Origin of the sequence: Micrococcus sp. 116, assembly GCF_902506395.1 — a bacterium.
Lineage (GTDB): Bacteria > Actinomycetota > Actinomycetes > Actinomycetales > Micrococcaceae > Micrococcus > Micrococcus luteus.
Window position 1 is genome coordinate 1756935 of sequence record NZ_LR732370.1, and the last position, 13433, is coordinate 1770367.

9 protein-coding genes, 1 pseudogene and 1 riboswitch are annotated in these 13433 nt (G+C 74.7%); of the genes and pseudogenes, 6 read left to right on the forward strand and 4 right to left on the reverse strand.

Going from position 1 to position 13433, the window contains the following annotated elements; translation table 11 throughout:
* Positions 1-48: 48 nt before the first annotated feature.
* Genes CITRIK5_RS08185 through CITRIK5_RS08195 form a run of 3 tightly spaced genes read right to left on the reverse strand, consistent with a single transcriptional unit; the run spans position 49 to position 6320 of the window.
* Complete coding sequence (locus CITRIK5_RS08185) at positions 49-2043, reverse strand: FMN-binding glutamate synthase family protein (protein WP_199727634.1); 1995 nt, start codon at positions 2041-2043, stop codon at positions 49-51.
* Between the two features lie 31 nt (positions 2044-2074).
* Complete coding sequence (locus CITRIK5_RS08190) at positions 2075-2656, reverse strand: thioesterase family protein (RefSeq protein ID WP_002858008.1); 582 nt, start codon at positions 2654-2656, stop codon at positions 2075-2077.
* A 19-nt stretch (positions 2657-2675) separates the two neighbouring features.
* Positions 2676-6320 (reverse strand): bifunctional proline dehydrogenase/L-glutamate gamma-semialdehyde dehydrogenase, encoded by a 3645-nt coding sequence (locus CITRIK5_RS08195; protein WP_159833475.1) that lies wholly within the window; start codon positions 6318-6320, stop codon positions 2676-2678.
* A 131-nt stretch (positions 6321-6451) separates the two neighbouring features.
* Between CITRIK5_RS08195 and CITRIK5_RS08200 the strand changes: the two genes are divergently transcribed.
* On the forward strand, positions 6452-7501 hold the full coding sequence (locus CITRIK5_RS08200; RefSeq protein WP_129867133.1) for an agmatine deiminase family protein: 1050 nt from the start codon (positions 6452-6454) through the stop codon (positions 7499-7501).
* Here the strand turns inward: CITRIK5_RS08200 and CITRIK5_RS08205 are convergent.
* Positions 7467-8753, reverse strand: a complete 1287-nt coding sequence (locus CITRIK5_RS08205) for an AI-2E family transporter (RefSeq protein WP_129867134.1) — start codon at positions 8751-8753, stop codon at positions 7467-7469. The genes CITRIK5_RS08200 and CITRIK5_RS08205 overlap by 35 nt on opposite strands.
* Positions 8754-8799: 46 nt before the next feature.
* Positions 8800-8905: riboswitch (TPP riboswitch) on the forward strand.
* Between the two features lie 66 nt (positions 8906-8971).
* On the opposite strand from CITRIK5_RS08205, the gene CITRIK5_RS08210 reads away from it, so the two are divergent.
* The 5 genes and pseudogenes from CITRIK5_RS08210 to CITRIK5_RS12210 all read left to right on the forward strand — a co-directional run.
* On the forward strand, positions 8972-10036 hold the full coding sequence (locus tag CITRIK5_RS08210; protein WP_129867135.1) for a thiamine ABC transporter substrate binding subunit: 1065 nt from the start codon (positions 8972-8974) through the stop codon (positions 10034-10036).
* Positions 10036-11766: an iron ABC transporter permease gene (locus tag CITRIK5_RS08215; RefSeq protein ID WP_122055045.1), complete on the forward strand. Its 1731-nt coding sequence runs from the start codon at positions 10036-10038 to the stop codon at positions 11764-11766. Before CITRIK5_RS08210 ends, CITRIK5_RS08215 begins: the two co-directional genes overlap by 1 nt.
* Before the next feature lie 41 nt (positions 11767-11807).
* A complete protein-coding gene (locus tag CITRIK5_RS08220) occupies positions 11808-12467 on the forward strand; it encodes an ABC transporter ATP-binding protein (protein WP_230594433.1) in 660 nt (219 codons plus the stop codon).
* Positions 12464-12970, forward strand: a complete 507-nt coding sequence (locus CITRIK5_RS08225) for a TetR family transcriptional regulator (protein WP_041102654.1) — start codon at positions 12464-12466, stop codon at positions 12968-12970. Before CITRIK5_RS08220 ends, CITRIK5_RS08225 begins: the two co-directional genes overlap by 4 nt.
* A 206-nt stretch (positions 12971-13176) precedes the next feature.
* A pseudogene (locus CITRIK5_RS12210) lies at positions 13177-13433 on the forward strand (hypothetical protein); the annotation flags it as partial.

Genomic DNA, 13433 nt, shown 5'->3' on the forward strand with positions numbered 1-13433 from the left:
GTGAGGTGGATTTCCCGCCTCGAAAGCGGGGGTGACTGCGGGGGTGGGTCAGCCGACGCGGCCCTCGCCGCGGTGCTCGCCCTCGACGCGGCCGGTGGTCCCCCGCTGGGTGACCTCCTCGCCGTCCTGGCGCTCGGGCCGCTCGCCGGCCTCCGCCGGCAGGCCCTCGTTCTCGTCGGTGGGCGTCTCGCCGGCGGTGGCGGCGGGTGCCGGATCCTGCGGGGCCCGACGACGGCCGCCGTGCGGGGACAGCGACTCACCCTCACCCAACGAGCTGACGCGCGGCATCGGCGACGTCGTCAGCGGCACGGACTCGGTCTGCCGGGCGTCGACCAGCGTGGAGCCCGTCCCGGAGATGGGGGAGCCCTGCACGGGGGCGCCGCCCGCCTCGCGGCCCGGGATCAGCAGCTCGGAGCGCCACTCGGGGTCGCGCTCGGTGAGGTAGTCCACGCGGGCGTGCTCGCCGAAGTGGTCCGCGTCCGCCTCCTCCCAGTCCATGGCCCAGCCGGCGGGCGGGTCGTTGAGCAGCTCGTCCGTGCGCAGCCAGTGGTAGATGGACGCGTACGAGCGGGTGCTCAGGTGGTCCACGCGTCGGCGCAGCATGCGGGTGTTCAGCTGGGACGGATGCGTCAGACCCATGGACGCCATGATCTGCACGGCCTCGCGCACGGTCAGGCGGTGGTAGTTGAAGACGCGGTTGCCCTTGTCCTCCACGTCGAGGGCGCGCATCAGACGCGGGTCCTGCGTGGCCACCCCCACGGGGCACTCGTTCGTGTGGCACTTCTGCGCCTGGATGCACCCGGTGGCCATCATCATCGCGCGGGCGGACATGGTGAAGTCCGCGCCCTGGATCAGACGCCTGACGATGTCCGAACCGGTGGCGACCTTGCCGGCCGCGCCGAGCTTGATCATGTGGCGCAGGCCGGTGCCCACGAGCGCGTTGTGCACGAGCATGAGGCCCTCGGTCAGCGGGGTGCCCACGCGGTCCGAGTACTCGAGCGGGGCGGCGCCGGTGCCGCCCTCGGAGCCGTCCACGATGATGAAGTCGGGGGCGATCCGCTCCTCCCAGATGGCCTTGGTCATGGCCAGCACGTCCACGCGGGAGCCCACGCAGAACTTGATGCCGATCGGCTTGCCGTCCGAGAGCTCACGGAGCTGCTCGACGAACCTGACCATCTCGCGCGGGGTGCGGAACGCGGAGTGGGACGCCGGGGACAGGCAGTCCTTGTCCATCGGGATCTCGCGGGCCTCGGCGATCTCGGGGGAGATCTTCTCCTTGGGCAGCATGCCGCCCAGGCCGGGCTTCGCGCCCTGGGAGATCTTGATGGTGATGCCCTTGACCTCGGGCAGCAGCGCCTTCTCGGCGAACTTCTCCGGGCTGAAGGTGCCGTCCTCGTTGCGGCAGCCGAAGTAGCCGGAGCCGATCTCCCAGAACAGGTCCGCGCCGTTGCCGCGGTGGTACTTGGTGAGGCCGCCCTCGCCGGTCTCGTGGATGAACCCGCCCAGGCCGGCGCCCTTGTTCATGGCGATCACGGCGTTGGCGGAGAGGGAGCCGAAGGACATGGACGAGATGTTCATCAGCGAGATGTCCACGGGCCGGCGGCAGTCCGGGCCGCCGATCCGCACCGTGGGGGGCTCCTCCGGCGGGTTGACCGGGGCGGTGGAGTGCAACAGGAACTCGTAGCCGATCTCCGAGGTGTCCCGCTCGGTGCCGAACGCCTTGTGGCTGTCCAGTCCCTTCGCACGGGCGTAGACGATCGAGCGGGTGTCCCGGTCGAACGGCTTGCCGTCGAAGTTGCGCTCGATGAAGTACTGCTGGATCTCGGGGCGGATCGACTCCAGCAGGTACCGCATGTGGCCGAGCACGGGGTAGTTGCGGAGGATCGCGTGCCGCTTCTGGGTCATGTCCCACACGGCGAGCACGAGCAGCGCCACCAGGAGGACCGCCAGCACCCACCACGCGCCGCCGCCGATGGCGGCCACCAGCACGACGACGAGCGCGGCCAGCGAGAGGGTCGCGACGATCAGGAGTCTGTTGTTCACCCGACCATCGTGCCCTATATCACTCGAACGTTCATCCTCGCTGCACTGTGTCGAAGTCCCACGTGTGGGGCAGGGGCGTCCGGGCCGACGGCAGGGCCACGCTGCGCCGCCACTCGTGCAGCCACTCCGGCAGCGTCGGCTCCCCCGCGAGGTCGTGGCCGGCCGCCGCCGCGATCGCCCGGACCTCGTCGTTCTCTACGGGGCGGCCGTCCTTCTTGCGCAGGCGCGTGCAGATGTACGCGCGCACCGCGACGTCGCCGTCGACCACCACGCGCTGCTCGAACCACACCGCGCGCTCATCCAGGCCGATCATCCGCGTCTCCACGTCGAACCGCTGCCCCAGGGTCACCGAGCGGCGGAACGCGATCTGCTCGGCCTGCACCACGGGCGTCCAGCCGCGACGGCGGATCTCGTCCCACAGGCCGGTGCGGACCATCGCGTCGAAGCGGCCGAGGTCGAACAGCCCGAAGTACTGGCCGTTGTTGACGTGCAGGGCCATGTCCACGTCCGTGGGCAGGGCGCGCATCGGCAACGTCGTCGGCTCCCAGAGTCCGGCGCGCGGGCGGCGGCGGGCGCGGGCGACGACCCAGATCGTGCGGGGGATCAGATGCATCAGAGGTTCCTCCTCGGGGTCACAGGACCCCCTCGGTCAGATGGTCCGGCGTGCCGAACCGGTGGGCGGTCACGGACACGGCCTGTTCGTGCAGGAACGGCAGCAGCTCCACCTCGCCGGCGCTCACCACGGGGCCAGCGTAGACCGCCACGTCGGGGGTGTCGCCGAGCGCCGCGTGGAGCGCGCGCCGCGCCGCCTCGGCCGCCTCCCGGTCGCCGGCCCAGTCGGCGACGAGCCGGATCCGTGCGTCGCCGCCGCCCTCCGCTGCGGGCGGGATGAGGGCCAGCCGCCGGGCGCGGTCGTGGAACGCGGCGTCGTCCTCGACGACGACGTCCACCGGCGCGGACGTGCCGGCACCCTCCGTGCGGACGGACCGGACCAGCTCCTCCACCCGGCCGCGCACGGCCTCGGCCGAGAGCCCGTCCGCGTCGGGCCCCTCCGCGGTGGGGGTCGGGCGCAGGCTCACGGTCATGGGCGCCCCGGCGCGCAGGCCGGCGGAGACGATGCGCAGCAGGTGGTCGGCGGGCCCCGAGTGCCGGCGCACGAGGACCGGGGTGGGGACGTGACGCAGCACGTTCCGCTCGGCCTCGAGCGCGGAGACGTCCGTGGCCACCCCGAACACGGTGGTCCACGCGTGGGTGTCGAGGGCGCGGGCGGTCTCGAGCCAGGATGCGCCCGCACCGTCGGCCTCGGCCCCGGGCCGTCCCTCTCCCCCGGCCCACGTGGGCGCGTCCTCCCAGTCCACGAGGCCATGCAGGTAGTGCGGCCCGCCGGCCTTCGTGGTGGGGCCGACGACGGAACGCTTCCAGCCGCCGAAGGGCTGGCGGCGCACGATGGCCCCGGTGATGCCGCGGTTCACGTAGAGGTTGCCGGCGCGCACGCCGCGCAGCCACACGTCGATCTCCTCCCGGTCCAGCGAGTGCAGCCCGGAGGTGAGGCCGTAGTCCACGGCGTTCACGATCCCGATCGCCTCCTCGAGCGTCTCGGCCGTCATCACGGCCAGCACGGGGCCGAAGTACTCGGTGAGGTGGGCGTCGGCGCCGGGGCGGACGCCGGAGCGGATGCCCGGGCTCCACAGGCGACCCGTCTGGTCCAGCTGCCGCGGACGCAGGGCCCACCGCTCTCCCGGGCCGAGCTCGGTGAGCCCGCGACGCAGCTTCTCGCCGGGGGCCTCGATCACGGGGCCCATCTCGGCGCGCGGGTCCACGGGGTGCGCCACGTGCAGGGACGAGGCCGCGTCCAGCAGCTGCCGGTGGAAGCGCTCGGAGGTGCCCACGGAGCCGACGAGCACCACGAGGGAGGACGCCGAGCACTTCTGGCCGGCGTGACCGAACGCGGACTGGACCACGTCCTTCGTGGCCAGGTCCAGATCCGCGGACGGGGTCACGATCACGGCGTTCTTGCCGGAGGTCTCGGCGAGCAGGTGCAGGTCGGGGCGCATCCCCTTGAACAGCCGTGCGGTGTCCCAGCTGCCGGTGAGGATGAGCCGCTCGACGGCCGGGTCGGTCACGAGCGCCGCGCCGACCTCCGCCTCGTCCTCGTCCGCCAGCGTCACCAGGCGCACGAGGTCCGCGGGGTCGTGCCCGGCGAGCGGGCCGCCGTCGTCGAACAGGCCCGAGTCCCGCAGCCCGGCCACGATCAGCTCCCACGCGACCGCGCCCGTCCGCTCGGACTGCGGGGCCGGCTTGAACACCACGGGCGAGCCGGCGCCGAGCGCGGCGAGGACGCCCCCGACCGGGATGGCCACGGGGAAGTTCCACGGCGGGATCACCAGGGTCAGGCGGACGGGCACGGCGCGGGCGCCCTCCACCGCGTCCAGGCCGCGGGCCAGGCGCGCGTAGTAGTGCGCGAAGTCCACGGCCTCGGAGACCTCGGGGTCGCCCTGGTCCAGGGTCTTGCCGGTCTCGGCGGCGGCCACCTCCAGCAGGCGGGCCCGGCCGGCGTGCAGGGCCCGTCCGACGGCGTCCAGCGCGTCGGCGCGCTCGTGGCCGGTGAGCGAGCCCCAGCGGGCGCCGGGGTCGGCGGTGGCGGCGATGGCGGCGCGGGCGTCGTCGGCCGTGGTGGCGCGGTGGGCGCGGACGGTGTCCGTCCCGAGGTCCGAGCCCGGGACGGCCGCGAGGATCCGGCGGGCCCACTCCCGGTTGCCGGGCAGCGCGGGGTCCGTGTCCGGGGTGTTGGCGAAGCCGTCCACGGGGGCGGGGGTCGGCCCGTCCTCCCCGCGGGACCGGTCCTGGAGGCGGTTCGGACGGGGCACGGCCGCGTCCAGGTGGCGCAGCGAGGCGCGGAAGCGCTCCTCCTCGCGGGCGAACAGGTCCGCGTCCGCGTCCAGGTCGAACACGGCGGACATGAAGTTCTCCGGGGAGGCGCCCTCCTCGAGGCGGCGCACGAGGTAGGAGATCGCCACGTCGAACTCCTCGGGCCGCACCACGGGCGTGTAGAGCAGCAGGGCGCCGACGTCCGCCCGGACGGCGGCGGCCTGGCCGGTGGCCATGCCGAGGAGCATCTCGAACTCCACCGCGGCCGGGTCGAGGCCGCGGCGCTCGATCAGCCGGTGGGCCAGGGCCACGTCGAAGAGGTTGTGCCCGGCCACGCCGATGCGCACGCGGGCCAGATGCTCCGGGCTGAGCGCGTAGTTGAGCACGCGCTTGTAGTTGGTGTCCGCCTCCTGCTTCGAGCCCACCGTGGCCAGCGGCCAGCCCGTCAGGGAGGCCTGCATCCGCTCCATGGGCAGGTTGGCGCCCTTGACCACGCGCACCTTGACCGGGGCGCCGCCGGCGGCGACGCGGCGCGCGGCCCACTCCTGCAGGCGCACCATGGCCGCGAGCGCGTCCGGCAGGTAGGCCTGCAGCACGATGCCGGCCTCGTAGTCGCGCAGGCCCGGCTGCTCGAGCAGGGCGGTGAACACGTGGAGCGTGAGGTCGAGGTCGCGGTACTCCTCCATGTCCAGGTTGATGAAGGTGTCCCGGTCCCGGGCGAGCTCGAACAGCGGGGTGAGCCGCTCGGTGATGTCCGCGACGGCCTCGTCGAACGCGTAGGGCGCGTGCGGGGCGGTGGCGGCGGAGACCTTGACGGACACGTAGTCGACGTCGTCGCGGCGGATCAGCGCGGCGATGCCCTCGAGTCGGCGGTCCGCCTCGCCCTGACCGAGGATCGCCTCGCCCAGCAGGTTGATGTTCAGCCGGGTGTGCTCGTCGCGCAGGGCCGCGATGGCCTTGCCGAGCTGCCGGTCCCGCGCGTCGACGATCAGGTGGGAGACCATGCGCCGCAGCACGCGACGGGCCGTGGGGACGGCGATGCGCGGCACGAGCGGGGCGGCGCGGCCGCCGACGCCGAGGACGGCGCGCAGGGCCGGGGGCAGGAAGCCGGGGGCGCGGCCGGCGAGCTCCCGCAGCGCCCGGGCGGCGATCGCGGGGTCCTCGGGGCGGACCACGTGGTCCACGAAGCGCACGATGAAGTCGAGGCCGCCCGGCTCCTTCAGGGCGCCCGCCAGCTGGCGGGCCGCGAAGTCGGCCTCGTGGTCCCGGGACTCGGCGAGCCAGCGCCGCACCTGCACGACGGCATCGTCGGCGAGGGCGTGCAGGTCGGCGGGGTCGGGGATCCCGCCGGTCGCGCCGAGGACCCGGTCGAGATCGTCGTGGTCCTGGGCGGAGAACATCGCGGTCATGGCCGCACTCTGCACGTGTGCCGGGTCACAGGTCAAACCGCCGCGGCTTCCTGTCAGACGCCTATGCTCGATGGACATCCCCTCGCCGCGCGCCCGCGCGTCGCCGCCGTCTTCCCAGGAGCCCGTCCGCCATGGCCGCCGCCGACCCCGTCCCCACCGACGCGCGGGAGCGCCGGGACGTCGTCGTGCCCGTGCCCGGACCCGAGGATCCGCCCGAGCGGGCCTGGCTCGTCCTGCCCCACCGCCACCCGGTGCCGACGCTGTTAGACGAGACGCGGGACGCCGTCGTGGGCCTGGCCGAGACGCTCGCCGCCGTGCTGCCGGTCACCGTGCTCGCCCACCCGCGCGACGCCGGGGCGGCGCGGCTGATGCCCCCGGAGGTGGACCTGCTGCGCGCGCCCGTGGGCTCACCGCTGCTGGGCCGCACCGGGCCGAGCTTCATCCGCCGCCCCGAGGGCCTGGCCGCCGTCGCCTGGCGCAGCGCCGCGGGCCTGACCGGGACCGGGCCGCTCGACGGGGCGGCCGCGACGGCCGTGGCGGAGGCGGCGGGACTGCCGCTGCTCACGCCCCTGCTGTGCGCCCCGCGCGGGGCCTGGGTGACCGACGGCGAGGGGACGGCCGTGGTGGCCGCGGACCCCGTGCTGGACGGGCGGATCAACGGCGCGTGGACCCCCGGCCAGGTGGCCGCCGAGTTCGCCGCCCTGCTGGGGATCACCCGGGTGCTGTGGGTGCCGCCGGCACCGCGGCCGGACACCGGGCCGTGGGGCGGGCCCGGTCACCTGGCCTCGTGGGTGCGCCTGCAGGGCGACGGCGAGGCCGCCGTGCACTGGCGCGGCGACCGGTTCCACCCCGAGCACCCGTACGCCGCGGCGGCGCTGCGCTTCCTGCAGGGCGCCGACGACGCCGCCGGCCGGCCCCTGCGCGTGCGCACGGTGACCGGGGCGGCGCAGCCCGCCGAGTACGACCCGGCCGAGCGGGGCCCCCGCTCCCTCCTGGACACGCTGCCGCTGGGCGCGGCGGTGCTGCGGCCGGCGTTCGAGGACGCCGCGGGTGAGGAGGCCGCGGCCGCCGCGTGCGCGGCACTGCACCCGGGGCTGCCCCAGCTGTCGTTCCCCGCCCCGCCGCTGCTGCGGCTGGCCGGCGCGCTCAACGACCTGGTGCTGCTCCAGCCTCGCCCGTGACCTCGTCCGTCGCGGGACCGTCGTCGTCCCCGCCGTCCGCCGAGGCGCGGTCCTCATCTCCCCCGTGCGCGTCGGATCGCCAGGCCGCCGGGCGCAGCCGTTCCAGGAGCGAGGACTGACGGCGCTCCATCCCCTTCAGGTCCGAGGCGATGAGCGCGTTGATCCAGCGGGCGTTCGGGTCGGCGTCGATCAGCACGGCCTTGGCCAGCAGCGTGCAGGGCAGCGCGAGGATGGCGCCGAGCGGGCCGAGGACCCAGGCCCAGAAGAGCAGGGAGAGGAAGCTGACGGTGGGGATCACGCCGATCGCGTCGCCGGCCACCTTGGGCTGGATCACGGACTGCAGCACGAAGTTCAGCACCGAGTAGCTGACCACCACCCACAGGAAGTCGGACCAGCCGCCCGCCGCCAGGCCCAGGACGGCCGGCGGCAGCAGGCCGATGATGAAGCCGATGTTCGGGATGTAGTTGGTGAGGAAGCTGAGCACGCCCCACACGAGCGCGAGCGGCACGCCGATCAGCATGAGGGCGATCACGTCCAGCACCGCCACGATCAGGCCGAACACCGTGGTGACCACCCAGTAGCGGCGCACGCCCTGGGCGAACTCGACCAGGGCGTGGCCGAACTCGTGGCGGGCGGTGCTGAGCAGGCGGACGCGGCGTTCGACGTCCATCGAGTCCATCGCCAGGAAGAACATGCCCATGATCACGGTGACGAGCAGGCCGAAGACCGCGTAGACGTTCGTGGCGATCTTCGTGACGGCGCTGACGGCCGTCCCGGTCACGGCGCTCATGTCGATCGAGGCCAGCTGCTGGGACACCATGTCCGGGGTCACGCCGCGCTCGTTGAGCCAGTGCGAGACGTCCAGGACGATCTGCTGGAAGCGGTCCGCGTACTTGGGCAGCTCCGCCACCAGCTCGAGGCCGGACCACACCATCATGCCCCCGAACACGGCCATCACCGCGACGACCAGCAGGACGGTGGTGGCGGCCCCGAGCACGGGGTGCAGGCCCCGGCGGATGAGCCAGGCCTGCAGGGGGTAGGCCACGATCACGAGGTTCAGCCCCAGGAACACAGGCGCCGCGATGGAGGCGATCCCCTGGAAGAACTGCACCACCAGCACCAGGCCCGCGAGCGTCAGAACGATCACCAGCATGCGCGGCCACATGCGGTGGGGGCGGCGGATGTCCCAGTCGGAGGCGGGGCTGGACGAGGCGGGCGGCGGGGTCACCCCCGCGGGCTGTGCGGCGCTCACGCGGGCAGTCTATGCGCGGGCCGGACGGGGTAGGGTCGGGACCAGTCCACATCGACAGGGGAGCGCCCGCGCGGCGCTGAGAGTGCGGTCCGCCGCAGACCCTCGAACCTGCTCCGGTCCGCACCGGCGAAGGAAGTCGAGTCTCCCGGTCGACGTCGTCCCGGGATTCCGGTGGCGGCCTCGTCCCGGCCCCTCTGCCGTCCCAGAGGAGAACCGCCATGTCCCGCACCCCGCACCGCGCCCTCGCCGCCCTCTCAGTGGCCGCCCTCGCCCTCACCGGCTGTTCGGTGTCCGGCTCGTCCGGCGACGGGGCGTCGTCGTCCGCCGCCGGCGCCGGCGGCGAGCCGACGACGGTGACGATCATGACGCACGACTCGTTCAACCTGCCCCAGGAGCTCGTCCAGAAGTTCGAGCAGGAGTCCGGCTACACCCTGAAGACCACGGCCCCCGGCGACGCCGGCAGCGTGGTGAACCAGCTCCTGCTGGCCAAGGACGAGCCCACCGTGGACGGCGTCTACGGCGTGGAGGACCACTCGGCGCACCGCCTCGTCCGCGAGGGCGTCGTCGCCGAATACACCCCGCAGGACCTGCCCGCCTCCGCACAGGACCGGATGGTGGAGGACCGCATGACCCCGGTGGACCAGGGCCAGGTGTGCTTCAACACGGATCCGGCATGGTTCGAGGCCCACGACGTCGAGGCCCCCACCTCGATCGACCAGCTCGACGACCCCGAGTACGCGAAGCTGACGGTCGCCACCTCCCCCGTGGCCTCCTCCCCCGGCCTGGCGCTGCTCGCGGCCACCACGGAGAAGTACGGCGACGACGGCTGGCAGGACTGGTGGCGGGGCCTGATGGAGAACGGGGGCAAGGTCGCCGACAGCTGGTCCGACGCCTACAACTCGGACTTCTCCGGCGGCGAGGGCAAGGGTCGGTTCCCGGTGGTGCTCTCCTACTCCTCCTCCCCCGCGTTCGCCCCCGAGACCGAGGTGATCGAGGACTCCTGTACCCCGCAGGTCGAGTACGCCGGCGTGCTCGAGGGCGCGAAGAACCCCGAGGGCGCGCAGGCGTTCGTGGACTTCATGCTCACCGAGGAGGTCCAGTCCGCCCTGCCCGAGTCGATGTACATGTACCCGATCGACGAGTCGGTGCAGCTGCCCGAGGAGTGGGCGCAGAACGCGCCGCTCGTCGAGGACGCCATCACCCCGGACCCCGCCCGCATCGACGAGCGCCGCGAGGACCTGCTGAAGGAGTGGACCGCCCTGGCCGAGGCCTCCCGGCGCTGATGTCCGCGCTCACCGAGGTCGCGGCCCCCGGCACAGACCTGCCGCGCCGGCGGGCCCGCGGCCGGGGGGACGGGCTCGGCCCGTGGTGGCTGGTGGCCGCCGTCCTGCCGGTCGCCTTCCTGCTCGTCTTCTTCGCGTGGCCCGTGGCGGCCATGCTCTGGCGCGGGATCGGCGGCGACGCCGACGCGTTCACCGGCGCCGTGGACCTCACCGCCTTCGGCCAGACCCTCGCCCGCGAGCGCACGTGGCGCATCCTCGGCCAGACGCTCGGGATGGCCGCCGCCGGCACGGTGGTCTCGGTGGCGCTCGGCCTGCCGACCGCGTTCGTGCTGCACCGGCGTCGCGTCCCGGGGCGGGCCGTGCTCCGCGCCCTCGTGCTCGTGCCGTTCGTGCTGCCCACGGTGGTGGTCGGCGTCGCGTTCCGCGCCCTGCTCGCCCCCGGCGGACCGCTGGGCTTCACCGGGCTGGACCAGACGACCACCGCCGTCGTGCTGGCCATGGTCTTCTTCAACGTGTCCGTGGTGGTGCGCCAGGTGGGCGCGCTGTGGAACGCGCTCGACCCGCGCCAGACCGAGGCCGCCCGCACCCTGGGCGCCTCGCCGTGGCGGGCGTTCCGCACCGTGACGCTGCCCCAGCTCGCCCCGGCGATCGCCGCGAGCGCGGCGCTGGTGTTCCTGTTCTGCGCGTCCGCGTTCGGCATCGTCCAGACGCTCGGCCGGCCCGGCTACGGCACGCTCGAGTCGGAGATCTGGGTGCAGACCTCCGTCTACCTGGACCTGCGGACCGCGGCGGTGTTCTCCGTGCTGCAGTTCGCGGTGGTGCTGGCCGCCGTCGTGGTCTCCGGCGTGACGGCGGCGCGCACCCAGCGGGCGCTGCGCCTGCGGGAGACGCCGCCGGCCCGGCTCACGCGCGCGGACGCGGTCCCGGTGGCCGTGATGCTCGCGGTGGTGGCGCTCGTGGTGGCGCCGATCCTGACGCTCGTGGTGCGCTCCTTCCACACCCGCCACGGCTGGGGGCTGGGCAACTATCGGCTGCTGTCCACGAGCGCGGGCAGCGGGTTCGTGGGCGGGTCGACGCCGGCCCAGGCGCTCGAACAGTCCCTGCGGGTGGCCGTGGACGCCACGCTCGTGACGCTCGTGGTGGCCGTGCCGCTGGCCCTGCTGCTGACCCGGCCCTTCCGCTCACGCGCGGCGCTGGCGGCCCAGCGGGCCCTCGACGGCGCCCTGCTCCTGCCGCTCGGGGTGTCCGCGGTGACCGTGGGCTTCGGCTTCGTCGTGTCCCTGCGGGCCGCGTTCCCGGAGCTGGCGGCCTCGGGCGTGCTCGTGCCGCTGGCCCAGGCGGTGGTGGCGCTGCCGCTCGCGGTGCGGGCGCTCGTGCCCGTGCTCGCGGCGGTGGACCCGCGGCTGCGGGAGGCCGCACGCACCCTCGGGGCGGGCCCGTGGCGGGTGCTGGCCACGGTGGACGGCCCGTTCCTCGCCCGCGGCGTGGGCGTGGCCGCGGGCTTCGCGTTCGCGGTGTCCCTGGGTGAGTTCGGGGCCACGAGCTTCCTGGCGAGCCCGTCCGCGCCCACCCTGCCGGTGCTGATCGCCCGGCTGCTGGGCCGGCCGGGCGCGGACAACTACGGGATGGCGCTCGCGGCGGCCACGGTGCTGGCCGTGCTGAGCGCCGGGATCATGCTGGTGTGCGAGCGGCTGCGCCCCCGGGGCCCGGCCGGGGCGGGAGGTCTGTGATGACGCCGACGACGACGGGAGCCTCCCTCCGGCTCCGGGACGTGGCGATCCGCTACCCGGACGGCTCCACCCCCGTGCGGGGGACGGACCTGGACGTGGCCGCCGGGGAGATCGTGGCGCTCGTGGGCGCCTCCGGCTCGGGCAAGTCCACCATCCTGCGCGGGATCGCCGGGCTCGAGGACGTCGTGGCGGGCACGGTGGAGCTCGACGGGCGGGACGTGGCCGCGGTGCCGACGCACCGCCGGGGCGTGGGGATGGTGTTCCAGGACGGGCAGCTGTTCCCGCACCGGACCGTGGGCCGGAACGTGGCGTACGGCCTCGAGTCCGCCGGCTGGGACCGGGCCCGGCGGCGGGCGCGCGTGGCCGAGCTGCTGGACCTGGTGGGCCTGACCGAGCTCACGGACCGGCCCGTGCAGCGGCTCTCCGGCGGGCAGGCCCAGCGCGTGGCGCTCGCCCGGTCGCTGGCCCCTGCCCCGCGGGTGCTCCTGCTGGACGAGCCGCTGTCCGCGCTCGACGCGGACCTGCGCCGGCGCCTGGCCGAGGACATCCGGGCGGTGCTGCGGGCGGCGGGGACGACCGGCGTCGTCGTCACCCACGACCTCGCGGAGGCCGCCGTGATGGCCGACCGCACCGTGCGCCTCGGCGCGGGGGGACGCATCGCGGCGGAGGAGGCCGGCCCGGCGGTAGCCTCTCCGGCATGACCCCGCCCGCACCCCGCCCCCGGCTGACCGCCCAGGACGTGGTAGACGCCGCCGTCGGGATCCTGCAGGACTTCGGCATGGGCGACCTGTCCATGCGGCGCGTGGCCGCGGTGCTGGGCGTGCAGGCCTCCGCGCTGTACTGGCACGTGCCGGACAAGCAGTCGCTGCTGGCGCGGGTGGCGGACCGGATCGTCGCCGAGGCGGAGGAGACCGTGCGCGCCCGCCGCATCACGGACCTGGCGGGCCGCGCCGAGGCCGCGGAGGCCGCCCTGCTGCGGCACCGGGACGGGGCGGACCTGGTGCTCTCCGCCCTCGCGCTCGGGCTGGGCGGTCTCGGCCTGCACCGTCTGCTCACCGAGGCGGCAGACACCCCGGAGGACGGGGAGCGGGCCCTGGCACTGCTGCTGGGCACCGTGTCCCTGCGGCAGCAGCGCGCGCAGGCGCAGGCGCTCGGCGTGCCGACCGGCCCGGACGTGCAGCGGCACCGCACGGACCCGCTCTGAGCCCCCGTCCGGCGCCGCCGCGCGGGAGGCCGAGGAGAGGAGACCTGCCTCCTCACAGGTCCGCTCGGTAAGGTCGGGCGGACAGGTCGGGACGGGTCGTCCCCTTCGTCCCCGGCGATCCCGCCCGACCGCCGCAGGACCAGCATGGCCCGCCGGACCCGGCTCACAGTTCCGGCGCGGTCCCCTTCGACACAGCCGGCGAAGCCATGGGAGCACGGATCAACCACCCGCGGACGGTCGTGGACCGGACGCTGCATCACGACGTCGAGCCCGCACACCCCGCGGCGCTCGTCGACGTGGGCTGGGAGTTCCGTGGCCCGGGCGCCAAGGCGGAGGAGCAGCACCGCCCGCTGCGCGTGGTCCGGGCCCGCCGGCCCCGGGGCACCCCGCGGGACCGGAACGGCGTCGACCTCACGCGCACCGGCCCCGTCGTCGGATGCAGGTCCAGGCGGAGGGCGGGGCC